Annotated in this window: 21 protein-coding genes; 13 read left to right on the forward strand and 8 right to left on the reverse strand. The window is 46.5% G+C overall.

The window, feature by feature from the left end:
* Positions 1-30: 30 nt before the first annotated feature.
* The 8 genes from dndE to EZV72_RS00610 form a co-directional block, all read right to left on the reverse strand.
* Positions 31-384 carry a DNA sulfur modification protein DndE gene (dndE, locus tag EZV72_RS00575; protein WP_137165418.1) on the reverse strand — a complete coding sequence of 118 codons (354 nt, stop codon included), beginning with the start codon at positions 382-384 and terminating at the stop codon, positions 31-33.
* Positions 384-2,372 (reverse strand): DNA sulfur modification protein DndD, encoded by a 1,989-nt coding sequence (gene dndD / locus EZV72_RS00580; RefSeq protein ID WP_137165419.1) that lies wholly within the window; start codon positions 2,370-2,372, stop codon positions 384-386. The genes dndE and dndD overlap by 1 nt, the downstream gene beginning before the upstream one ends.
* Positions 2,369-3,994, reverse strand: coding sequence for a DNA phosphorothioation system sulfurtransferase DndC (locus EZV72_RS00585; protein WP_137165420.1), 1,626 nt, complete (start codon positions 3,992-3,994; stop codon positions 2,369-2,371). The genes dndD and EZV72_RS00585 overlap by 4 nt, the downstream gene beginning before the upstream one ends.
* A complete protein-coding gene (dndB, locus tag EZV72_RS00590) occupies positions 3,991-5,076 on the reverse strand; it encodes a DNA sulfur modification protein DndB (RefSeq protein ID WP_137165421.1) in 1,086 nt (361 codons plus the stop codon). The genes EZV72_RS00585 and dndB overlap by 4 nt, the downstream gene beginning before the upstream one ends.
* An 83-nt stretch (positions 5,077-5,159) precedes the next feature.
* A complete protein-coding gene (locus EZV72_RS00595) occupies positions 5,160-5,681 on the reverse strand; it encodes an HNH endonuclease domain-containing protein (RefSeq protein WP_175405014.1) in 522 nt (173 codons plus the stop codon).
* Positions 5,682-6,263: 582 nt separating this feature from the next.
* On the reverse strand, positions 6,264-8,147 hold the full coding sequence (locus EZV72_RS00600; protein ID WP_137165423.1) for a DNA phosphorothioation-associated putative methyltransferase: 1,884 nt from the start codon (positions 8,145-8,147) through the stop codon (positions 6,264-6,266).
* Positions 8,147-8,758 carry a hypothetical protein gene (locus EZV72_RS00605; protein ID WP_137165424.1) on the reverse strand — a complete coding sequence of 204 codons (612 nt, stop codon included), beginning with the start codon at positions 8,756-8,758 and terminating at the stop codon, positions 8,147-8,149. Before EZV72_RS00605 ends, EZV72_RS00600 begins: the two co-directional genes overlap by 1 nt.
* 2 nt (positions 8,759-8,760) lie before the next feature.
* A complete protein-coding gene (locus EZV72_RS00610; protein WP_232364474.1) occupies positions 8,761-9,408 on the reverse strand; it encodes a class I SAM-dependent methyltransferase in 648 nt (215 codons plus the stop codon).
* Positions 9,409-9,619: 211 nt separating this feature from the next.
* On the opposite strand from EZV72_RS00610, the gene EZV72_RS00615 reads away from it, so the two are divergent.
* The 13 genes from EZV72_RS00615 to EZV72_RS00675 all read left to right on the forward strand — a co-directional run bounded on the left by EZV72_RS00615 (position 9,620) and on the right by EZV72_RS00675 (position 23,489).
* Positions 9,620-10,258, forward strand: coding sequence for a phosphoribosyl-AMP cyclohydrolase (locus EZV72_RS00615; RefSeq protein WP_137165425.1), 639 nt, complete (start codon positions 9,620-9,622; stop codon positions 10,256-10,258).
* A 120-nt stretch (positions 10,259-10,378) separates the two neighbouring features.
* Positions 10,379-11,257, forward strand: a complete 879-nt coding sequence (locus tag EZV72_RS00620; RefSeq protein ID WP_137165426.1) for a DNA ligase — start codon at positions 10,379-10,381, stop codon at positions 11,255-11,257.
* Positions 11,258-11,385: 128 nt separating this feature from the next.
* Positions 11,386-12,948 carry an AMP-binding protein gene (locus tag EZV72_RS00625; protein WP_175405016.1) on the forward strand — a complete coding sequence of 521 codons (1,563 nt, stop codon included), beginning with the start codon at positions 11,386-11,388 and terminating at the stop codon, positions 12,946-12,948.
* Between the two features lie 363 nt (positions 12,949-13,311).
* A complete protein-coding gene (locus tag EZV72_RS00630) occupies positions 13,312-14,040 on the forward strand; it encodes a gluconate 2-dehydrogenase subunit 3 family protein (protein ID WP_137165428.1) in 729 nt (242 codons plus the stop codon).
* Positions 14,041-14,052: 12 nt separating this feature from the next.
* Positions 14,053-15,819, forward strand: coding sequence for a GMC family oxidoreductase (locus EZV72_RS00635; RefSeq protein ID WP_137165429.1), 1,767 nt, complete (start codon positions 14,053-14,055; stop codon positions 15,817-15,819).
* A gap of 4 nt (positions 15,820-15,823) precedes the next feature.
* A complete protein-coding gene (locus EZV72_RS00640; protein WP_137165430.1) occupies positions 15,824-17,155 on the forward strand; it encodes a c-type cytochrome in 1,332 nt (443 codons plus the stop codon).
* Between the two features lie 514 nt (positions 17,156-17,669).
* Entirely contained in the window at positions 17,670-18,992 is a 1,323-nt protein-coding gene (locus EZV72_RS00645) for a c-type cytochrome (RefSeq protein ID WP_137165431.1), read from the forward strand.
* Between the two features lie 174 nt (positions 18,993-19,166).
* Positions 19,167-19,613 (forward strand): azurin, encoded by a 447-nt coding sequence (gene azu, locus EZV72_RS00650; RefSeq protein ID WP_137165432.1) that lies wholly within the window; start codon positions 19,167-19,169, stop codon positions 19,611-19,613.
* 140 nt (positions 19,614-19,753) lie between these two features.
* On the forward strand, positions 19,754-20,197 hold the full coding sequence (gene azu, locus EZV72_RS00655) for an azurin (RefSeq protein ID WP_232364475.1): 444 nt from the start codon (positions 19,754-19,756) through the stop codon (positions 20,195-20,197).
* Between the two features lie 115 nt (positions 20,198-20,312).
* The gene (locus EZV72_RS00660) at positions 20,313-21,065 is read left to right on the forward strand and encodes an MBL fold metallo-hydrolase (RefSeq protein ID WP_137165433.1); all 753 of its coding nucleotides are present in this window, start codon (positions 20,313-20,315) and stop codon (positions 21,063-21,065) included.
* A 141-nt stretch (positions 21,066-21,206) separates the two neighbouring features.
* Positions 21,207-22,316 (forward strand): hypothetical protein, encoded by a 1,110-nt coding sequence (locus EZV72_RS00665; protein ID WP_137165434.1) that lies wholly within the window; start codon positions 21,207-21,209, stop codon positions 22,314-22,316.
* Positions 22,317-22,422: 106 nt separating this feature from the next.
* Positions 22,423-22,623, forward strand: a complete 201-nt coding sequence (locus EZV72_RS00670; protein WP_137165435.1) for a DUF1656 domain-containing protein — start codon at positions 22,423-22,425, stop codon at positions 22,621-22,623.
* 5 nt (positions 22,624-22,628) lie between these two features.
* On the forward strand, positions 22,629-23,489 hold the full coding sequence (locus EZV72_RS00675) for an efflux RND transporter periplasmic adaptor subunit (RefSeq protein ID WP_137165436.1): 861 nt from the start codon (positions 22,629-22,631) through the stop codon (positions 23,487-23,489).
* The last annotated feature ends 3 nt before the right edge of the window (positions 23,490-23,492 follow it).

Below are 23,492 nucleotides of genomic sequence, written 5' to 3' on the forward strand. Positions count from 1 at the left end.
ATCTCAGGCCTTACCAAAAATTATGCTTTGCTAAAGTAAGTTGGCGGCCAGTTTTAAAATATTTTTTTGGTTTCGTAGAGACGCTATCCCATGCTCCACATGAGCAGCCCAAGCTTGTTGAAGCTGCTTACCTTCTAGATCAGGGTAGGTATGCTTTAACAAAAGTTCGGTTACCTCTTGGGTTCGTCCTAACCAAGTAATTTTGTCCAGTGTGAGGCTACCGTTAGTAGCGTATTCTGTCGCTGGGTTATATCGGAAATCAGACTCTATCGAACGGAAAAAAGCGATACGCGCAGATACATTTGGGGTTACTCCCGTGTAGCCTTTCAATTTTTTAAGTTGCTCTTCTACAGTACGTGATAATTGCATTCTATTAGGTAGCATTAGGCAATCTCCGCTTTTTGATTTTCCCAGAAGTAACCTTCAGTTACTGAAGAACAGCGTGTGGTTTCGTCAAAGTTAATTTCAAACGCATGCGACACTTCAGGCTGTAAAATGGAGTAGAAATCTGCATCGACTTCGGTATCTGTAGACAAGAGAATGACTTGCTCTCCCGCTTCTGGGAAATAGTGCTTTATTAGCTTGTCTCTATGCTTAGAGTCGAGCCTGCCAAGTGGAGTATCGACAACAACCGGTAGTACTTTCCCTGATAATTTGCCCAGCGCTTCTAGTATAGCGAACGCAAAAATCTGTTTTTCGCCAGCAGAAAGTGACTTTCTATTAATTTCCATTCCGTCGAGGTCGACCAACGCTACATCGAAAGTTTCTGGATTTATCTTAGCTGTCAGCTTCAAATCTTCTTTTCTAGCAAGCTTTCGGTAGGCCAATGCAAACAGGTCTTCAAGTTGAGCAACTCTTAGCTGCGTTAGCTTCTTCGAAAATTCCTGTAACGCTCCTTGTGTCGAGCTTACTCGTGCAACGGCCTTTTGTAACGACTTTTCATTTTTTTGCTGGTTAAACAGCTTTTCCAGTCTTTTAGCTGATTCTAAAGCTTTAGTCATGGATTTTTGCGCTTTTTGAAGTACGTCTTTGTAGACCTCTTTTTCTTTCGCCACTGCTTTGTCTAATTCTCGTAAGCGTTCATAAAGACTAACCAGTTCTTTTTCGTCAGGTGCTCTTTGAATTCTGAGTGTCAGTGAGTCTAAAACTGATTCGGCTGCCGTTAATTCTGAAAGCGTGTTTCCCAGCTTAGCTTTTGATTCATTTGCATCGTCACGTAAGCTTTCAAGCTGGTGGAATTCCCTATCAGAGATATCCAGGCTTATGGTGCTTTCAGCTCTGATACCACCATTAGTTACTATATAGGCTTTAAGTAGTTCATTAACCTGCGCCCCATCTGCCTCCAGGGCTGCTGACAATTCAGTCGCAAGCTTTTCAGTTTGTGCCAGAAATTGCTCGTTAAAAGATTGTTTTGCTTTGAGCTCTTTTTCTTGAGCAAGTTGTTGGAACAGCCTGTTTACGGCGTTTGGCGCTAAAGACAAAGGAAACGCACCATCTAGTTCGTGGAGTACTTTACCCTTGATGGTATCTATTTCACGTTCTAGCGACTTTTGTTTGCCTTTTTCTTCGTCTCTTGTGATAGCAAAAGCACCACCGCGTTCTTGAATGCTTTTTTCGATTTGACTCATTTCGAAGCGAAGGCTGGTGATCTTCGGGTAAAGTTCATTCGCTTGCTCTTTGTAGGCGTCGGCTTCTACTTTAAAGCTTTCTTTCTGCTTTTGAAGGTCAGTAATTTCTTTTTGGATAGTGGCTGAAGCTTTACCTTCACTTTCTTTATTAAGGTATATATCCAAATCAATATTCAGCCTTTCTATAATATCCAAGCCTAGTAGCTTTTGAACAGCTTCTTTAAGGTAAACTCCGGTATCATCTTCAGCTAGTTCTGCAATTTTCTCACCGTCAAAAAAGAACAAGTCTCCAATGCCCGGAGGAATCATCTCGGAAATAATTGTCTGAATTTGTTCTGAGGTTAAGTTTGAATTTTCGTCTGCGTGTTCAAAGCTTATCTTTTCTTTACCATCAACGCCCCAAGTACGATTGATAGTAAATACGCCGTGTTTGCCTTGATGAGTGTGTGTAAACTCCAGGCTAATTGATGCTTTTGCCGAGTTATCTTCTTTCTTTGCTTTGTTATTTAACTGCTGTGAAAGGTAGTCTGCATATTCTTTATTATTTGGAATAAAACTAAGTGCGCGTCTTCCCAATAAAAGCAGGCGTATGGCAGTAAGAATAGATGTTTTACCTGCACCATTTAAACCGCCGAACAGAATAATTGGCTTAGATAGCAGGCCATCTTTTTTAGGTTGTAAATCAAGGGAGTGTTTGCCATTGAACACTCTAAAGTTCTGCATGATTAGCTTTTTAAAAATCATATCTGCATCTCCTTATTCAAAGATGCTGTAATTGCGGCCAACTCTGCTTCGTAGTCTTGTACTTCTTTAGACTGATTAATTTGATTTTGCCTACTGTCTTTATTCTGTTTAATAATTTCTTCGGCTGAATCCCAGTCTTGCTGGACAAGCCTTCCTATTTTTTTATAGATACCAGTGCGTCGAGAAAGCCCAGACATTGAAATCTCTAAATCTATTAGCTTTTTAATTAGCTGAGGTGAAACACCGTATTCCGGTGCTATTTCGGTTATCAGCGCAGCATCTTCTCTACTAAACTGGTTGGTATCATCGACCGACCACTCAAGATCGTAACCAAAGACCTCGTTGAAAATAATAGGTAAATCATCGTCCCAATCAGGCTCATTAGGGTCGTTTAACCACTCATGACGTACCGCGTGTAACTCAGGCACAGTAATAAGCTCTACGTCTCTACCCGAATCTGCTAGCTGCTTTTGAATATTCAAAAGTAACTTTAAGGCTAGTTTACGATACTTCAGCTTATATGGGCCTGTAGTGTAATCGTCGGTTAAGATTTTCTCGCCATCTTCTCGAAGCGTTTTAAACGCTAACCTACCGTCTCTTCTAATATGGCTGCGATATTTCTTTTTAAGCTTTGGGGAGGTGCTTCGTGACAATATATTCCTGTACTTAAGTAAAGGGAGCATCCACGTTTCACCATTTTGCACTAGGCTTTCCATTGCTCGGTCTTTTGTGACAACGGTGCAGGTCCAGCAGCCAAAGCGAGAATTACCGCAAGAGGGTGTCGTTTCATCAATAACCATAGGGCATTCGCCCTGCCCAGAAGAGTCTTTATAAAGGTTCCATAAAACAAGGTTTTTACCACCCCATGGCGTTTCCCATTCAAGGTCGTACTTGTCGAACCATTTATTCTTCATGCCGTAAGGCGTGTCTTGCTGCTCTAAGTGACAAAAGCGAAGAATTTTCCAGACATCATCTACCGCCCACATATCAATTGGCGTGTAAATGAAAGCATTTGATAGCGTAGTGTGCTTCGCCAAGTCTGAGCCATCAATTTTGTGTTTAGCGATGACTTGTGCACGTGAAGCACTTTCTTGCGACCTAGACCCAAGAACTACAATAACTTCATCATACTGATTTACTTTGTCGGTAATAAAAGTACTTACAGGGTCTATCTTCATTCGCTCAGTGCACCAGCGGAAATTACGGGTAGGTGCAGGGTAGCCTTTACCAAGAAGATTCGACCAAAAAGTTTCTTTCGTTTTGGGAACGACTTTATGCGAAGTGATGGGTAACTTATCGCGAGCGGCGCCGCGCTGAATTGCTTCAAGAGAGCGGTTTACGTGGTTTACTACAATAGGTGTCTCAACCAGTGTATCAGATGCAACGACAAACACGTGTTTGTGGCGCTCTTCAGGCTTTAAGCCTAATAGTGCTAAGTAAACAAGTACCATTACAGCAGAGGAGTCTTTACCCCCACTGTAGCCAATAACCCATGGTCTAGTGTCTTGTAAATAAACGCGCTGTACGTTGGCTACGTAGTCTTTGAGTGGAAGACCTGAAAACTCTTCCTGATCGATGAACTCAATATAGTCTTCGAGATCAAATTGCTTGGCTAATGTCATGAATCTAATAAGTCTTTTTCTTTTTGAAGGTCATCTTGAGATAACTCAAGTCCCAATTGGCGTTTAATTTCTAGTGCTGTGAGAAATATATTTGAGCTAGCTTTGGACAGCTTGCCGTGCATCATTGCGCGTTTGACCCATTCGGGATTAGATTTTCGCCAGTTGATAGAGTTAAGCTTTTCTAACGTTGCGATTCTTTCTTTTTCAGCAAAGTCCAAAAGATGGTTTCCAACAATCGCAATGGCTTGAAGAGCGATACCGTGCGCCGTCAAATATTCCTGACGAAACTCACTGACAGCAAGCTTTTTATCCCGCACTAATTGCCATTCGACCATATTATTATTAATGCAGTTCCAGAACTGCAAAGCGAACTGTTGTTCGTCGTCTGAAATATCGTCCTTTGGGCCTTTTCCTAACAATGCTCTGGTTGCGTGTTTAACTGCACTTAAAGCGAAAATCTTATTACTCTTTACTGGAATACTTCCTTTTTCCATCTCGGTAAAGCCAATAAATGGCTTGGCATTATTCGCAAGATATTTTGCTACGCGCGCGCCTGGGTCTCTATCATCGTAAAGTGTTGAAAGCGATGAGGAAGGGCGGATTGCATGCTGGTTTAAGTCAGCAAACATTTGTTGGCTTCTGCTTAACCCTTCATCAATGTAAAACACAATTGCGATATTGTCTTGACCGAGCTCTGGCTTATGCTTGATTGCTTCTTCAATTGCCGCTCTGCGGTGTTGCCCATCGTTGATTAGAATGCTCGTATTCATAGAAACTTTTAGCGTGCCAATGTTTGGCGCATTTTCTTGCTCTATAAATGAAACTTCGCTGCCTACAGATGCTGTAAGTGCTGAAAAAACATAGTCATCTGGGTTATCAACCAAATACCTGCTCATCTCCGGAATTCGAGTCTTATTCAGTGTGCGCTGAGCGCGTAACTCTGGAGGTACTTCTTCTTCATCGTAAATGAAGATTTTCGGTATGATACGAAGAGGGCAAGTTGCAATGTAAAATGGTCTTCCGGCCTGCACGCCTCTCACAGCAGGGAAGGAATAGCAAAAATCATTGTCTAATAAATTCATATAAGCTCTCCGGCGATTTTACGTAAAATTTTTACGTAAAATCGCCGGATTGTAAACATCAAAATGCTTATTTACGTAAAAAATTAATGTTGTAGATTCCAGTTCTGAAAACCGAGTTGCTGAGCCAGAGTGTGCTGGGAGATAACAGTAGACGCCAGTTTGTCCCGAAATTGATTTGGCGATGTGTAGATCTCACCAGGATCCAACTTTAAGTCTACTGCTAAATCTTCGCGGAGAAGCTTCCAGTTTCTTGAGTCTTCTGCAAAGTGAAGCTGCATCAAAAATAACTGGGTATCTATAAACTTTTCAAGATAAGTATCTAGGCAAGGAAGTTGATTGCCTTTACTACTATTTATTGATTTTAAAGTGGGAACTAAATTCCATGCTTTGTTATGACAAACAAATGACCATGGAATGAAATGATCTAAAGATAATGCTTTTGGGCTTAGCGTTTTATCACTATATATACATTTAACCTTTTTCTTTTCTAGGATATCTATCCAGCACTGCCTTTGTCTATCGAGAGGGGGTCTATCGATTGGAGGGTGAGTTTTAAATACTATAGCTGGTATGTTGGGTTTTTCTTTTGTAGGAATTCCACCCACTCTTTTTGTAGATAACTCAATAGTAGAGGACTATGAGAAGTAATGAAATCACACCAGCACGGATGTATATGTATGTTGTTTGAAAACGCTTCTATTTTATATAATGGTCTTCGGGATTCATAATATACTAACGCACTCTCTTGAATTATTTTGTTTTTCTGGGAGTCGGGCCTGCTTCGTAGCTCGCTAGTGAAAAATGGGGTTAAAAGCCTAAATTTAACATAACGCGAAAGAGCGCTTGAAAGTTGCTCAAGATCTATCTTGCTCTTAATTTGCTTACGCAGTATTTCTGAAAATTTAGGAGAGGTTATAGGTGTTTTTTCGTTAATCTCAAAGTTATTTTTATCAAAAAGGGTTGAAATTTTATCCTGACAGCCAAAAGAAAGTTTAAAATATTGATTAGGGTACCAAGCTTCTACCATTATATCTAACACGATTTCATTTATATCAAGGATACTTTCGCCGTTGGTCACCCTTGTTAATATAGACTTCAGAAACAGAAACTTGTATGAAGTCGTGGTGTATTTAAATAACGCGATATATTTACTGGTTAGCTCTTTGTTAAGGAAGTTATTCAAATTACTAAGCCTTAATAGGTGACGATATAAATTCATTTTTATTTTCAAGGCGTAGATTGTCTTTTTCTTCTATATAATCAAAAAAATCAACATCTTGCTCTCCCATTTTTATCTTAACACGCTCTTTTAGTCGCGGCGCTGCTGCTTTGTCAAAATTTTCATACCCTAACAAGGTAAGTTTTCCCGAAGTGATATGTATTTTGATTAACTGGATATCTTCGAGCTCGCCATACAGCTGCAACGCTGAGCTAATGTATATGCGTAGAAGTGGAGACAATAGGTCTAGATATTGTTTGTGAAGCGTTAAAGAGTGTGGCTGACCAAGCTCTTCAGACAGTACGCTTTTGGGTAAACTTGCATGAGCTTTCAAACATTCTTCTTCTATTCGTTGTATATCGGCTATCTGAAACAGTAACTCTGTAGCCTGCGCTTGAGCACTTTTGTTGGTTCCGAAGAAAGTTTTGATGTCTCTCTTTGTCTGCTCTGGTAAGTTTGTGTAAGGTTTTCTTTTACCAAATAAGCCAACAGCAAAATAGACAAGTAAGTCCTCAGTTCGCATTTGGCGTGCAATATTAAGGTCATCCGAACCGAAATAAGCCTGTGTTAGGCGAAAAGCTTTTTTTATTGAGCCAAATAGCTCAATGAGCTCATCAGTTCGTTCAAACTCATCTTTCGCAGGGCACCTAGCAAGTAAGAGGCAATGTTTCCAAAACGCTTCGAAGAGTTCGCTATGTTTGGTTACTAAAAGTTGAGTCTTAGCCTTTTCTAAGTCTACGGGTTTCGCCTTTTGCTCCCAGGAATACTGCCGCTTATGTCGGTGCTGCAAAAATGCCTGCTCGAGTTGCTTATCCCTGAAAACAAAGTAAATTCCAGGGGCAACTGCGATGGGTTCTTCTTCAATACTTAGCTCAATGAACATTTTCAGTTCACTTTGCGTGTAGTACTTTTGGAAGGTGTTGCGGCTGGTAATAATGCCGTCTTTATAAGGCGTGAATCGTGCTAAGTAGCTCTCATTTGCGAGCATAGCAGATACGACTAGGAGTTTATCTGCAAGTTGCCATGCACCTTGCAGTGCTTCAGTTCGCTCATGCCTGTCTTCAATAACATTGATAACAAAACCAATATTAACAATGTCGGCATTAACCTTGTCTGCATCAGGAAGAAAGTTGGGATCCCATCCAAGAGCATCCAGGCCGTGTGCCTCGAGTTCTCTCAAGTCATCGCCGCGACCGCAACCGTAGTCAAAGATAGAATAGTCGCCTTCAAGATAACCATGTTTAGCTAATGACTTCATCGGCGCAGAAAGATCATGCCGAGCTATAGCGGTTTTGTCTCTTTCTATTTTTGTTGAATCCGAATTTTGAAGTAGTGCAGAGTTACGAAATAGTCTACCGTCTACTAGTTCGTAACCATGAGAATGGATTAAAGCCTCCCACGACGCTTTAAAACCAATGTGTCTAGGCTTCTCGTAAAGGCCTGCCTGCTCACCTTCCTGCGTGATATGGACAAAATCTTCATAATGTCGATAACTAGGTAAAACCATCGTTTCTTTACGATGAAGAATAGGAGGGTTATCGTAATTGGCGTAATCAGTAATCTTGTGAGTGAGTTTTTGCAGGTCTACAGTCACGCTTTGCTTTATTGGGGGGTAAGACTCTGTATCGAAAGTAGGGTAAGAAAGTAGGCTTAATGAAAACTGACGTTTAGACAGCTTAACCAAGTTCCAGTCTTCTCTAGGGACTTTCAGTGCTTTCCCAACCGCTAAGATGATATTTCGTAGTTTTTCCGGAATATGCTCAAGAGTATTTTCGTGGATATAAATCGCGTCAGGCAAATTTTTGCCCACTTTTACTTCTGTTATCAGTGTTTTAAATAGGGCTGAGTCCATTATAAAGTCTCTGCAAGTTGGATCGCTTTATCTCCGTAAGCTTTTGCTCCAGGATATCTACGATTTGTTTGGCTCATCTTCATAATCTGTAGGTGTCGCAATGAATCTGTTAAATGGATACTGACATGAATTGGCTTATCATCTCCATAAAAATAGATTCGGTCGTACTCCAGTGTTTGTGCGATAAAGCAAACAATTTTAGATGATGGTATTTCATCTACGTAAAAATCACATGCAGCACCGCCTCGCGAGCAAATCTGATTGTTCTTACTGTTTACCTCAAATGCGCTGTGCTGATCTAGTTCAGGCGCGGTACCTTTCGGTGCATTTTTCTGAATATACTTCTTTAATTCAAATGTGGTAAATCCATAAGTTATTTTTGGTTGTCCAATTACTCTCTGTACTGGAATTAAAATTGTGTACAGCAACTTTTCTAGAGCTTGTTGCGAGGTTTTGATGAGCGGCAGATTGTCTCCGGTGAAGCTATGTTTTGTCGTATGCCATTCAATCAATGCACGTCCGAGGGGCTCACTAAGCAGTGGGCAAGTTTTGGTTACCGCATCAATAGGTTGCGCGGAGTCAGCAACACCTTTTTTAGGGCTCACACTCATAGCTACTCCATGTGTTGAAGTAATACGGTTTCCCAGTGCACATCGCTACGCTTAAGCTGGTCGATGTTGCGGCTGGAAGCATTGGTTATTTTTAAATTAAATTGTGCTGCAAGTTCCTGTATTTCTTCTATTGATACCGGGAACATTGGCCGCTTTGGATCAGACGGGCCAAACCGTAAGCTGATAACTAAAGTGCCTTGTAAGTCTAATTTGCTCGCTAGTGCGGCCATGGCAGGCTCGCGCTGAGCGTCAGGAAGATGCATCCACACCGCCGAAAGCAATATGAGCGAATAGTGATGAGGAGTGGCTGGTAAGTTAGCCAGATGCGGTAGCGATGCATCACACCACCGAATATGCGGATGGGGGAGTTTACTGGCCAACAACCTTAATTGTTCGGCTGGCTCTACCGCCGTGACCTGCCAGCCTTGTTCAGCCAACCAGCGTGCGTCGCGTCCGCTACCGGCTCCCACATCTAATGCATATTCAACGGGTAAATTTGCGAGGTGTTGATACCAGCTAGCATGAACTTCGGTAGCATCAACAGAGTCGTATTGAGTTAAAAATTGCTGGGCATTTTCGCTGTAGTAATTGATCGTATTGTTCAAAAAAAATTCCTGCTGCATTCCTTGCAGCGCATAGTTCTGAATCACTACAGACTACCATCTACCTTTTAAGCAAGGTAACACTCTTTATACAAAATAGCCGGGCAATAAAAGCGTTTTTATTTTTCTAAGTTCTGACGGCGTTAATCTTCTTTTAATGTTCCCTACAAGTCTCTTTCATCCAGCATCGGTATGCTTGGTCTCAAGGTTATTCAAATTGTTCTTCCACCTTTGGACGATAAAGAGGCTTACTATGAACATGCGTAATAAAACAAAAGCTTTACAGTTAAGTGCGGTGGCGGCGGCGGTGTTGCTGGTTAGTGGCTGTGCGGCAGTGGCTGATACTAATGAGCGCTCGCAGCAGGTTTCTAACGATGCGGCGCAAACCCACACAATGGCCGACAACACCCTGATTTATTCTGACCAGTGTATAACCGAGCGTGAAGTGGTGAACGCCCAGAAAATGTGGGGTAGCGGTATTGTCAGAATTGGGCAGGTGTACACCGATGGCGGCGATTACAGTAAAGAAGCCGGCGATTTTATTCAGCAGATGTATGGCTATGATTTGAGCAGCGTATTGTTTAAGCCTACGCTGGCGGCAAACGACCAGTTTCGGTCCAGCTTTGATGCTGCGCTGTCTTACTTTGTGGGCGGCAACGAAGCTTATGCCGAGGATAAGGGCTTTGCCATTAAACCCTATACCAAGGTAAAGTTTGATAATGTGGGCATTATTAATAATAGCTGCCGTATGGCTGTGGCCATGGGCAACTACTTTTTTACCGATACTGGCGGTGGTGAGACCAAAGTGGAATACACATTTGCCTATGTAAAAGATAACGAAGGTGACTTGCGTATTGTGGCTCACCAGTCATCACTGCCGTATAACCCCGCCAACTAATGTTGTTGTTATCAGGCAGGCGCTGTGTATGTAGCGCCTGCCTTTTTATTGTAAAACCTGTCTTTCGATCAGTATCCGTCATTGTTCATAGCACTTATTGTGTGGCTACAAGGAGGGTACATGACCTGCACTTACTATATATTGTTTATTCTGGGGCTGCTAAGCGCCAGTGCTGGCGCTGCCCCGCGTGCTGAAACCGGCCCAATGCAGCTGGCATCAGTGTTCAGCGAGCCTGTACAGATACAAAACTACCTGGTAAGTGAAAAGCTCGACGGCATTCGGGCTCGCTGGACGGGCAAAGAGCTATTGACCCGTAATGGTCACCGAATTCATGCGCCCGCCTGGTTTACTGCTGACTGGCCGGCTGTGCCGCTGGATGGTGAGCTATGGTCGGCGCGAGGCGCGTTTGAAACTATTGCCTCGGTGGTGATGTCTGACACACCGGATAAGCGCTGGCAAACCATAACGATGATGGTGTTTGACTGGCCAGAACCTGATACGCCTTTTTACCAGCGTGCTGAGTACATAGCGAGATTGATAGAAAAAGCAGGCAACCCCTATCTGAAGCTAGTACCGCAGTTGCGACTAGGCACGCAACAGCAACTCGAGCAAAAGCTCGATGAAGTAGCAAAGCAAGGTGGGGAAGGGCTGATGCTGCACCATCGTCTGGCTCGCTATCGTGACGGGCGAAACCATCAATTACTGAAGATGAAACGTTACAGCGATGATGAAGCGCAGGTAATAGCCATAACGCCGGGGAAAGGCCAGTTCAGCGGTATGATGGGCGCACTGGTAGTAAGAACCCGTACCGGAGTGCAGTTCAGGCTGGGCAGTGGCTTTAGCCTGGCGCAGCGGCGGCAACCGCCTCAAATAGGCACCTGGGTCACCTTTAAGCATTACGGGGTCACCCGGCGCGGTATACCTCGTTTTGCCAGCTTTTTGCGGATAAGGCCTGCCAGCGATTTGTCTGGCATTAAGCCGTATACAAATCCCCGCTGATAGAAGGAGCCACTATAAAGCCGGTGAATCGACGCTTAACAATCATAAAAAGTACCCGTTCATTAACAAATATTTTACTGTATAGTCATTAAATCAAACACATGTTTAATTTACGCAGGAGATCGTATATGGCAGATATCCCTTCCACTATGCAGGCCGCCACTTTACTTGAAATGTTCGATGCGTCAGTAGAAAAGTACGCCGATCAGGTTTGCTACATCCACCGGGATACCACACTGACCTACCGTGAACTGCAACAACAGTCGCAACAGTTTTGCGCGTATTTGCAACAGCAGGGTATAAAAAAAGGGGATCGGGTAGCCTTGATGAGTCCCAATACGCCTGCTTTTCTAGTCAGCATGTGGGGAATTTTGCGGGCTGGCGCTGTGCAGGTGAATACTAACCCGCAGTATACCGCCCGCGAGCTGAGCTACCAGCTGGATGATGCTAATGTGAGCTTACTGGTGTTTGACCAGAGCGCTACCGCCACCGTGGCCAGTGCACTGACCAACAAGCCAGCCTGTAAACTGGTATGCATTGGCACAGATCAGCAAGCGGCCGGTAAAGGTATTGAGCAGCCGGTCACGCTGATGAGCGAGGCCATGCAACAGGTGCAGGGGCAAGCCTGCACCCAGGTGGAGGTGCTTGCAGAAGATACGGTCTTTTTGCAGTACACCGGGGGCACAACCGGGTTCTCCAAAGGTGCGGTGCTGTCGCACAGTAATATTATGGCCAATATCGGCCAGACTTACGAACGGCTGGAGGCGTCACTCACCGGTGGTGATAATGTGATTATGACAGTATTGCCGGCTTATCATATCTTTGCGCTGACCGCGAACCTGATGCTGTTTTTCTCTATCGGCGGTAAAAATGTGCTTATCAGTAACCCCAAAGAAGCCGACCACATTGTGGCCCAGTGGCAGGCCTACCAGGTCACGGCGCTGACCGGGGTAAATACCCTGTTCAATAATCTGCTGAACTACCCGCCATTCCGGGAACTGGATTTTTCTTCATTACGATTATCTGTGGGGGGCGGTGCTGCGGTGCTGTCCTCTACGGCCACAAACTGGCAGGCGCTAACCGGCGTGCCGGTATTTGAAGGGTACGGACTGTCAGAAACCTCACCGGTATTGTCGATTAACCTGGCTACCGAAAACGGCGGCATAGGCAAACCGGTTAAACATACCCGCATTCGCATTGTGGATGACATGGACCGGGATGTACCCGACGGTGAAGAAGGCGAGCTGGCGGCTCGCGGCCCGCAGGTAATGAGTGGCTACTGGAACAAGCCAGAAGCCAACAAAGCCAGCTTTACCGACGATGGCTATTTTAAAACCGGCGATGTGGCTTATAAAGATGAGCGCGGTCATTACCATATTGTGGATCGTAAAAAAGACATGATTCTGGTGTCTGGCTTTAATGTTTATCCTAATGAAGTGGAAAATGCGGTATGTATGCACGATGGTGTGCTGGAAGCTGCCTGTGTTGGTGCGGTTGATGAGCGTCAGGGAGAAAAGGTCAGAGTGTTTGTGGTGCGTAAAAGTGAGGATGTCAGCGAAGAAGCTATTCTGGCGATCTGCAAAGACAATCTGGCCGGTTATAAAATGCCCAGAGATATTCTGTTTGTTGATGAGATCCCTAAGTCATCGGTAGGCAAAATACTGCGCCGCAAATTAAAAGATGCTGGTTAGACTGGCGACGCTTTATCTAATCTTAAAAAGCCACGCTTAACAGTGTGGCTTTTTCTGTTCTGGTATCTTCTTAAAGCATTAAGCTATAAATAGTTAAAGCTCGCTTAACGAGTTGTCTGCTACCTGTTAACAATCCTGTTTGTTTGTTGTTCATCTGGTTAACCAGAGATTGTATTCCTTATGCTCTGTATGGTGGATATCTTAGGCAGGTATGCGAACCGAATTACAGGTAAACACTCTTCATTCTGGCGAGTAGCAAAGATAGCGCAGGTACACCACACCTCCTGTCATTTCATTACTTTTGCTTCATTATCGCCGCAGCCTGCCCGAATTTATTCAAAATTCCCCTAAGCAGGAGATGCTATGAACCGACGAGATGCGCTGCGTTCACTGGGGCAGATTGCGGCTTTGACCGCGCTGCCAACAGTGGATGCCAAAGAACTCACTGCTATACCTTCAGATACTCAACTTAGTGCTGATCATCTACCTAAACCAGCGCAGGCCAACAACTTTCGTGTTTTAACCGATGAAGCCGACCGGCGTGCACTAGGCGCGATTTTCGACCGACTGATTCCGGCTGATGAATATGGCCCCTCTGCGACTCAAGCTGGAGCGCTGATATTTATTGACGATCAACTGGCTGGGGATTATGGCGCAGGAAAAGCACTGTATCTGGAAAAGCCACTGAACCCGGAAAATGAAGAGGCCATTATGGGCTCACCGCAGTTTCTGGCCACGCCGAAAGAGCGCTATATTTCCGGTCTTCGTGCACTTAAATCTTATACGAAGACAACCTACAACAAAGCCCCCGAAGCGCTAAGCGATGAGCAAATGGATGCGTTGCTAACTCAAATGGAAGCCGGCGAAATTACCTTACCTGATAACGTTCATGCTGCCGCGTTCTTTGAACTGTTGTTGCAAAATGTGCGCGAAAGTTACCTGGCTGATCCTATCTATGGGGGGAACAAAGACATGGTGGGCTGGAAAATGGTGGGCTTTCCCGGCGCCCGTTATGACTATCGTAAATATGTTACTCATCATAATGAAGACCTAGCGTTAATTCCGGTCAGTTTAATACCCGTCAGTCAGTAATCAGGAGAATATATGCAGGTAAGGAAAAAAACGGATGTTGTTATTGTGGGTCTGGGCTGGGCGGGCTCTCTCATTGCCGAGGAACTGACTGGCGCAGGCCTGAACGTGGTAGCCATAGAACGAGGCGCCTGGCGAGATACTGCCACAGACTTTCCGCCGGCAGTTGACCCTGACGAATTGCGGTGGGGCGTGCGTCGTGAGCTGACTCAGCCAATGGCAGTTGAAACACTGACCTTTCGTAATAACTATCACCAGCAGGCTGCCCCGGTACGAAACTGGTCCGCTTTTCAGTTTGGCTGGAATGTAGGTGGAGCCGGTACCCACTGGGCAGGCATGTTATGGCGTTTTACACCATGGGACTTTGAAGTCGCCAGTCGCACGAAAGCGCGTTACGGCAATCAGTATACGCAGGGTTTACAACTGCAGGACTGGGGGGTCAGTTACGCTGAAATGGAACCCTTTTATGATCGTTTTGAACGAATTGCAGGTGCCTCCGGCCAGGCTGGTAATATTAAGGGCAAAAAGATTGATGGCGGGAATAAATTTGAAGGGCCTCGTCAGCGCGGTTATCCAACACCTGCCCTTAAAAATACGTACTGGATGGAAAAATACGCCACCACCACAAAGAATATGGGGTATACGCCCTTTCCGCTGCCTGCTGGCAATGTTTCGCAGGCATATGTAAATCCCCTTGGTGTCACCATGGGGCCGTGTACCTACTGCGGCTTTTGTGATTTTCATGGTTGTGGCAATTTCTCTAAGTCTTCTCCCCAGGCCTGTGTATTGCCACCGTTAATGCGGCGCAAAAATTTTACCGTATTAACCGAAACAGAAGTGTTGCACGCGGTTAAGCACGATGACGGAAAGACCGCCAAAGGGGTTAAGTTTATTACCCGCGATGGTGAGGAAGGCTTTCAGCCTGCTGATGTAGTAGTCATTACGGCTTACCAGATGGATAACGTGCGCCTGATGCTGCTGTCTGAGATAGGTACGCCCTACGACCCTAAAACCGGTAAAGGTACGGTGGGTCGCAATTATAACTATCAGACCTGCTCTACCGTACAGGGCTATTTGCCCGGGCACAGAATGAATCCGTTTATTGGAGGCGGGGCAATAGGTGTGCAAATTGACGACTTTAACGGCGACAATTTCGACCACAGCGGACTGGGGTTTATCGGCGGGGCTGGTATTCACGGTTACTCTAAAGGTGGCGGGCCTATCAAGTATATGGATAACTTACGGCCGGGCACCAAACGGTGGGGGAGTGAATGGAAAAAAGGTTATGCCCGGGATTATCAGGAAGCAGTCACTATTTTTTCTCAGGGCACTTCCATGGCTACGCAGGGCACTTATCTGGACCTCGACACCAACTATAAAGACCGCCACGGGCAGCCGTTGTTGCGGGTAACCTTTGACTGGAACGACAACGATCGAAAAATGCTGAATCATGTGACTGATAAAGCGCAGGGAATCATGCAGGAGCTGGGTGCAGAAGGCGTAAAGATAAGGCGTGAAACCGATGAAAAGTGGAACCCCTACAGTCAGCTGAGTTCGCACACTATCGGGGGGGCGGTCATGGGCGCCGATCCTGCTACTGCTCCCCTGAATCCATTTCTGCAAAGCTGGGATGTGCCAAATGTTTTTGTAGTCGGCGCTTCGGCATTTCCTAACAATGGCGGTTATAACCCCTCCGGCACCGTGGGCGCATTGGCAATACGCACTGCACAGGCTATTCACCAGCAGTATGTTAAAAATCCCGGCAAACTGATAGGTGCATAACGTTATGACAAAACCCACAATGAAAGTAAGCCTTACCCTGTTGGTCCTTGTCGTGCTAGCTGTCAGCGGATGGGCGTGGTCAGCATTGAATACCAGCGCTTCCGATGTGGCGAATGATGTCACACCTTTAAAAGACGTAAGTATCACTAACTCGTCATTGATTGAGCGGGGGGAGTATGTCATGCGCGCAGCAGACTGTGCTGCCTGCCATAGTCGTGAGTATGGCGAGTTTGCCGGTGGCTATGAGATGAAAACGCCGTTTGGTACATTGGTAAGCTCTAATATCAGCCCAGATGTACAAACCGGCATCGGTAATATGACCGAGCGGGATTTTTTTAATGCAGTGCGTCAGGGCATCGGCTCACACGGTTTGCAGTACCCGGCTATGCCTTTCACTGCGTTTCGTAAAATCTCAGATGAGGACATGCATGCACTATGGGCTTACTGGAGTACGCTTGAGCCGGTAAACCACGATGTTGATGAAAATGCTGATATGCCATTTCCGTTTAATATCCGGCTGGCTATGGCCGGCTGGGACATGCTGTTTTTTGACAACAAAGGGTTAAAACATAACCCGGAAGCATCCGGTAACATAAATCGCGGGCGCTACCTTGTTGAGGGGCCTGGTCACTGTAGTACCTGCCATACGCCACGTAATTTACTGGGGGCAGAAAAACAAGACGCGTTTTTGCACGGTGGCAATATCGGTAAATGGTATGCACCGGATATTACGCCGGCCGCCGATACACTGGTCGGTCAGCAACAAACGGCTGCGATTGTACGTTATCTAAAATCCGGCACCGATGGTAAGGCTGTGGCTGGCGGGCCGATGGCTGAAGCGGTGGAGCATTCTTTACAATATCTGAGTCAGGAAGATCTCACTGCAATAGCGGCATTTCTGAAAGCGCAGAAACCCTCGCACAGCAATACATCATTAAATAATACTGCACCAGCTACTGCTGCTGTTAGCAGCAAACAGGCATTGGTATACGAAGTGAATTGTGCAGCCTGTCATGGTGTGGAAGGTGAGGGCATCAGGGGAATTGTACCCAGCTTTGCCGGCAATACCGCCATGCAGGCTGATGATCCGACAAACCTGATTCATGTCATGCTTAGAGGGGGACGTGCTGCTTATACCAGTACCGCCCGGACAGCCGCTGGCATGCCATCGTTTGCCTGGAAAATGAATGATCAGCAAATCGCAGAGATTCTTAACTATGTGCGTAATAACTGGGGTAACCAGGCATCAAACGTAACAACTGACCAAGTAAAAACAATGAGAAAAGAACTCAATGCCCGACAGCAACTGAGCACGCCTCAGCAAGCAGGCGATTGATCTGTCAGTGCTAATGCGCCCTGATCAACAGGGCGTTTTTCTTTATCCAGCGTTTTTATTCTCGCCACTCTTTATCCTCTGCAGCTGACTATATCCTGATTTTCATGAATATCAGCCGGTTGTGTATTGCAATTTTATATCAGGTCCCTTTAGGATCCCCCGCTTTGCAAAAAAGCCGTGCAGCGATGTTGCCGGGTAAAGGGCTGTGTAGACAAGGTTTTGCCATCTGTCGCCGGTCGCCTTTATAACCGTTAATGTCATCTTAAAGTATGAATAACTTTTAAGGTGGTTTAAAACCATACTCAGCAAACAGGCGTACTAGAAGCTTACAATGTATCAGTAAGCGTATTGCCTTAGCAGTAATAGCGTGTACCCCACCACCTGATTGCATTTATCTGTTGGCACAGCGGTAAGCCGGCGGTTTGTTAATCAGCGGTAAGCGTTATGATTTGGCGTTAAACCCTTATGCGTTACTGCACATAAAATACAGGCAACCTGAAGGCACACACAGACCATGAGTAAATCCACAGTAAAAATAAGTGTAACCCTGCTGGTGATAGCAGTGGTAGTTGTTGGTGGCTGGGCATGGACAACCCTTGAAACCAGCGCCTCTGATGTCGCAGACGACACCACCGCATTAAAAGATGCAAGTTTTGATGACCAGGCGCTGATTGAACGCGGTGAGTATGTGATGCGCGCTGCTGACTGTGCGGCTTGTCATAGCCGCGAATATGGTGAATTTGCCGGCGGTTATGAAATGCAGACACCATTTGGTGTACTGCTTAGCTCTAATATTACCCCGGATGTGGAAACCGGTATTGGTAATATGACCGAGCGCGACTTTTTTAATGCGATTCGCCAGGGTATTGGCTCTCATGGTCTAGAGTACCCGGCAATGCCTTTCACTGCCTATCGCAAGCTGACCGATGAAGATATGCACGCCCTGTGGGCATACTGGACAACCGTTGAGCCGGTGAAGCACGAAGTGGATGAGAACGCAGGAATGCCATTCCCGTTTAATATCCGTCTGGCAATGGCCGGTTGGGATATGCTGTTTTTTGACAACAGCGGTTTTGAGCAGGATGAAGATTTAACCGCACAGATTAACCGCGGCCGTTACCTGGTAGAAGGCCCGGGGCATTGCAGTACCTGTCACACGCCGCGCAATATGCTGGGCGCTGAAAAAGAAGACCAGTACCTGTATGGCGCTACGATGACCGGCTGGCATTCACCGGATATTACGCCTGCACCGCACACTTTGGTGGGCTCGCAGGACAATCAGGCTATTGCGCGGTATCTGAAAACCGGCACAGACGGCAAAGCTGTGGCTGGTGGCCCAATGGCAGAAGCGGTGAAGCATTCACTGCAATACATGACTGATGAAGATATTCAGGCCATTACCGTGTACTTAAAAGCGCAGAAGCCCTCGACAGAAAAAATGCGTCAGGTTAACAATACCTTTGATGTAGCCAGCATGAATAAAGATCTGGCTTATGAAGTGAATTGTGCGTCTTGTCATGGTCGTGAAGGTGAGGGTGTGGCTGGCACCGTACCTGTATTTGCCGGTAATGCCTCGATTCTGGCTGATGATCCAACCAACCTGATCCATATTATGCTGACCGGCAGTAAAGAGCCGCATGTCGCCACTACTCAGACCGCCGGTGGTATGCCTTCGTACGGCCTGGCCATGACTGATGAGCAGATTGCCGACATGCTTAACTACGTGCGTAACAGCTGGGGCAATGAGGCAAAAGAAGTCTCACCCAAACAGGTTAAAGAACTGCGCAAACAGCTGGATGCGCCTATGCACCTGGTTACCGAACAGCGGGCCGATTAAGCGCACTAATTGACTGAAAAAAGCTACCTTTGCCGGTGGCTTTTTTGATGGCTCGACAAAAATTTATCCTACCAAAGGCAGGATATTATGGGCCAGTGTCGCTATGGTACTGCTGTAAATTAGTGCTAGGATAGAAATCGACACGTTAACAGATACTTAAAATGAGGACTTACCATGCTGAAGAAATTGCTGACTGCGTCTGTGCTGCTTGCTGCATCACAGCAGGTTTTTGCCGCTGAATGTGAAACCACCATTGATAGCACTGATGCTATGCAGTTTGATACCAAGGAAATGTCGGTACCGGCTTCTTGTGACACATTTAAGGTTACGCTGACGCATAGTGGTAAAATGCCTAAGCAGGTGATGGGACACAACTGGGTACTGACTGAAGAAGACCAGGCCCAGGCGGTGGTATCAGACGGTATGACAGCCGGGCTGGAAGACGATTACCTTAAATCTGGTGATGATCGCGTGCTGGCAGCGACAAAAATTATTGGTGGTGGTGAAGAAACCTCTGTTGAGTTTGATGTAGCCACACTCAAAGAAGGCGAAAACTATACGTTCTTCTGTTCTTTTCCTGGCCACATCAGCATGATGAAAGGCACGCTGACAGTAGGCTAAATGGTTTAAGCCAGTCAATCAGAGCAGTGTATGCTGCTCTGGTTTAATCGTCATTCGCGGTTACCCAAATCGATTTATCCTGTAAGCGTTCGCTTCCTGTCACGGTTATAGTGCTGTCACGACAACAAACGAGACAGACTTTGAAATCCCTTCTTTTATTATTGCTAACGCTCACCGCGTTTTCCGCTATGGCACAGGACTGCAAAACCACCATCAGCGCTAGTGATACTATGCGTTACAACACCAGCACCATTCATGTTCCTGAAACATGCGACGGGTTTACAGTGACTCTGAGTCACCGTGGTAAATTACCCAAAAGCGTGATGGGGCATAACTGGATACTGGCCCGAAAAGACGATATGCAACAGGTAATCAGCGATGGCTTGCGTGCCGGGCCGCACAACAATTACGTTAAGCCGGCAGACAGCCGGGTTATTGCGGCTACCAGTGTCATTGGCGGAGGTGAGAGAACCAGCGTGACATTAGATATTTCACGGCTTGAACAGAATCAGGAGTACCGGTTCTTTTGCACGTATCCCGGGCATTACAGTCTAATGCAGGGCACCTTTATTATTGCGGCATAAACCTTGGTGATGGTCTGACCGGCACCATAGCGGTGGCAAACAGGGATAAGGTTTTGTGGTCTAACCAGCAGTATTCTGATAATGTTAACTACGTGTAAATGTAATCAGGCAATTTATGCAAATTCATACGCTTAAAGGGTATATCCAACATATTTTTCTGGTTCGCGAGGGCGATCGCTTGTTGCTGCTTGATGGTTGTGGCCGGGCAGATATTCCGATGGTATGCCAGTTTATTGAACACACCCTGCAGCTGCCGTTATCGGCTCTCAAACTGATTGTGGTCACTCATATGCATCCTGACCATGCTGGCGGGGCGCACCGGTTGCGGGCACTCAGTGGCGCGCAGATTGCCTCGCACCCTAAAGCCTCTGCCTGGTACGCCGGCCTGTCGGGCCGGATAGCGCATGCGGTGGATGTGGCGCTGATGTACTGGGTGGCCAAGCGGTTAGGTAAACCGCGTAAAAATGGCTGGTATTCCCCCATTTTAAAGCCGGATCTGATACTGGAAGATGAACAGCGTTTGCCAGGGTTTAGCGACTGGCAGGTGTTGTACACGCCAGGTCACACTGATCATGACTTGTCTTTACGGCATGTACCCGGTGGTGAAATGTATGTGGCCGATTTGCTGGTGCAGGTAAAAGGACAGCTGCGTCCGCCTTATCCCATTTGCCACCCGAATCAGTACCGGCGCTCGCTGCAACGGGTGGCCGCGTTACCGGTCGCGTCGCTGCTGATGGCCCATGTACCAACCCGGCCGATGGCCAGTATTCCATTTGAACAAATCATCAGCGATGCTCCCGTGCTGCCCAAAAATCACTGGTATGCCACCAAAGACCGGCTTGTTCGCAAACTCGGATGGGGCCGATAGCAGGTATCATTCAAAATGATTGTGAGCAAACGTCAGTACTTACAAATCTTAATCGATTAAAAAACTTGTTCGCAAAAATCGATCGGTGTGGCACATTGAAAGGTATAGATTGCATATATTTCCTGAGGAAGACGTCGCTTTATGTCCCAACGCCCTTTGTTAAAGCATCTCAGAAACCATTCCGTGCTTTTCTCTGAACTGGCCGCCCTGCGTGATGACTCTGTCAGGCAGCTCGGACTGACCGGTTACGAATTTCATAAAACGCCAAAGTTTTACGGCCCTAATGGTGAGCGGCTTACCGTAGAGCCTGAGCGCAGTATTGTGTTACCTTCCCTGGACCTGCTTAAGGGGGTACGTACTAAGTTACGTCAGGCGTTACCACAGCTGCATGATGTGCAACACAGTGATGTGGGTTATCGTTATCCTACCGCGGCTCTGGCAAACAGTCAGGCTCCGTTTATCAAGCGTCTGCGCTCTGAATATTTTCATAAAATGGATGAGGATCGCAGCATCTGCCGGCCGGTGAATCTGTCTTTTGGCATTAAAAGCCGGGGCAAGGCAGACAACCGGCAGGAATACGAGGTATGGATGCCTAACGATGATCCCCAGCAAAATCCGCTGCCGCTGTTTATCGAGCGCTACGGTGAGGATCTGCCCCTTGAAGTGCGTCAGTTTTTACAAGAACCCATGCGGGTACATGGCTGGATGGGGGTTAAGCGCGCCGCTTTTGAAGCACTGTATCACCAGCCCGAAGTGCTGGGTGATATTGTCGTGTGCGTGGCCATGTCGGTGGATGCCTACAATATCGGTGCCCGGCCAGATTTATCTTTCAGTGAACAGGCCGAAAGCTCTATTGCCGCAAGCAATGCAGAGCTGGAATGGGAAATTGAAGGCTATTATGCGCCCCAGGGGTCGTATCATTCCCATGATGAAATATGGCATGCCATCAATTATACACTGGCAGCGGTCAGCCGTCCGCTGGAGGCGCTGTACGGCGACCACATCATTGAAACAAACGAAAGTAAAACCGAGCGCATTCTGTCTACGGTGGCATCACTGGGCGCCACGGATGAGGAAATTACCGCATTGAACCTGCAACCCTGGGAGTTCTTACAAACCACCAGTGAGAGGCGGGTAAAATCTCATGATCCCAGCCGTCACGTAAACTTTCTGGGCCGTCTTAACCGCTTGTTTTATCAGCCAGAACATCAGCTTCCATCAATTGAGTCAATCCATGATTTAATTGCCTGATAGCAGGCAGGTACAGCTTGTCAGGCCAGTATAAGCACAGTAAAAACTGATCTTTACCGGCCTGTCAGCCTAATCATAAATAACGAAAACGTGATTTATACAGGTTATGTTTGAAGAAGTTGCGCTAGGCGGTCTTTTGCTAAGCCCGCTGGTGGTATTGGTGCCTATGGCCTTTTTGCTTTCTGTCATCACCCGGCTGGTGTTGTATAAAACCGGCCTGTACCCGCGTATCTGGAAACCTGCCTGGTTCGAGGTTGCATTATTTATCTGCTATCTCGCTGCTGTTGTCTTTGTTGCTGGGAGATAAAATTCATGGGAACGGTGATTCGGATTGTCGTAACACTGTTGGTAGTTGCGGTTGCGGTTGTGGCTGGTCGCTGGGTATGGGATCACTACCTGTATTCACCGTGGACCCGGGACGGACGGGTCAGGGCTGATATTTCCATGATCGCGCCGGATGTATCGGGTTGGGTCACGCAGTTATCTGTGAAAGACAATCAAAAGGTGCGTAAAGGCGATGCCCTGTTTGCTGTCGATGATGCCAGAATTCAGGCTGCGATCTCTGAGGCGCAGGCCTCGGTGGAAAACAAACATTATGCCTGGGAGCTGGCCAAGCATGAATATCAGCGCCGTCAGAATCTGGCTGACTCGCAAACCATCAGTTCCGAAGATCTTGAGACCGCCCGCATCAATGCTGAGTTGGCCAAAGCCGATTATAACCTGGCGGTGGCCCAGCTAAACACCCAGCAATTAAACCTTGAGCGAACCCGGGTCAAAGCGCCGGCCGATGGCACCATTGTCAATCTGGATTTGCGCGAGGGAAACTATGTCAGCCAGGGCGAGGCGGTGTTGTCGCTGGTTAAACAGGGCTCTTTTTATGTTACCGGCTATTTTGAGGAAACCAAACTGCCACTGGTGCACATTGGGCAGCGGGCCACGGTGAAACTGATGAGTGGTAAAACTGAATTGACCGGCAAGGTGGTAAGCATCGGTGAGGCTATTGCCGACAGTACGGTTGCCAGTAATAATCAGTTACTGCCACAAATTCAGCAAACCTTTAACTGGGTGCGACTGGCCCAGCGCGTACCGGTAGATGTGGAGCTTGACCCGCTGCCGGATAATATCCGGCTGGTGGCCGGTACAACGGTATCGATTCACTTAAACGAGCAGTAAGTG

This window comes from Salinimonas lutimaris, assembly GCF_005222225.1.
GTDB classification, from domain to species: Bacteria; Pseudomonadota; Gammaproteobacteria; order Enterobacterales; family Alteromonadaceae; genus Alteromonas; species Alteromonas lutimaris.

Bases quoted from the DNA above. Each gene is read 5' to 3' on its own strand.
- dndE (WP_137165418.1), bottom strand. From the start codon at position 384: ATGCTACCTAATAGAATGCAATTATCACGTACTGTAGAAGAGCAACTT.
- dndD (WP_137165419.1), bottom strand. From the start codon at position 2,372: ATGATTTTTAAAAAGCTAATCATGCAGAACTTTAGAGTGTTCAATGGC.
- EZV72_RS00585 (WP_137165420.1), bottom strand. From the start codon at position 3,994: ATGACATTAGCCAAGCAATTTGATCTCGAAGACTATATTGAGTTCATC.
- dndB (WP_137165421.1), bottom strand. From the start codon at position 5,076: ATGAATTTATTAGACAATGATTTTTGCTATTCCTTCCCTGCTGTGAGA.
- EZV72_RS00600 (WP_137165423.1), bottom strand. From the start codon at position 8,147: ATGGACTCAGCCCTATTTAAAACACTGATAACAGAAGTAAAAGTGGGC.
- EZV72_RS00605 (WP_137165424.1), bottom strand. From the start codon at position 8,758: ATGAGTGTGAGCCCTAAAAAAGGTGTTGCTGACTCCGCGCAACCTATT.
- EZV72_RS00615 (WP_137165425.1), top strand. From the start codon at position 9,620: ATGCGTAATAAAACAAAAGCTTTACAGTTAAGTGCGGTGGCGGCGGCG.
- EZV72_RS00620 (WP_137165426.1), top strand. From the start codon at position 10,379: ATGACCTGCACTTACTATATATTGTTTATTCTGGGGCTGCTAAGCGCC.
- EZV72_RS00625 (WP_175405016.1), top strand. From the start codon at position 11,386: ATGGCAGATATCCCTTCCACTATGCAGGCCGCCACTTTACTTGAAATG.
- EZV72_RS00630 (WP_137165428.1), top strand. From the start codon at position 13,312: ATGAACCGACGAGATGCGCTGCGTTCACTGGGGCAGATTGCGGCTTTG.
- EZV72_RS00635 (WP_137165429.1), top strand. From the start codon at position 14,053: ATGCAGGTAAGGAAAAAAACGGATGTTGTTATTGTGGGTCTGGGCTGG.
- EZV72_RS00640 (WP_137165430.1), top strand. From the start codon at position 15,824: ATGACAAAACCCACAATGAAAGTAAGCCTTACCCTGTTGGTCCTTGTC.
- EZV72_RS00645 (WP_137165431.1), top strand. From the start codon at position 17,670: ATGAGTAAATCCACAGTAAAAATAAGTGTAACCCTGCTGGTGATAGCA.
- azu (WP_137165432.1), top strand. From the start codon at position 19,167: ATGCTGAAGAAATTGCTGACTGCGTCTGTGCTGCTTGCTGCATCACAG.
- EZV72_RS00660 (WP_137165433.1), top strand. From the start codon at position 20,313: ATGCAAATTCATACGCTTAAAGGGTATATCCAACATATTTTTCTGGTT.
- EZV72_RS00665 (WP_137165434.1), top strand. From the start codon at position 21,207: ATGTCCCAACGCCCTTTGTTAAAGCATCTCAGAAACCATTCCGTGCTT.
- EZV72_RS00670 (WP_137165435.1), top strand. From the start codon at position 22,423: ATGTTTGAAGAAGTTGCGCTAGGCGGTCTTTTGCTAAGCCCGCTGGTG.
- EZV72_RS00675 (WP_137165436.1), top strand. From the start codon at position 22,629: ATGGGAACGGTGATTCGGATTGTCGTAACACTGTTGGTAGTTGCGGTT.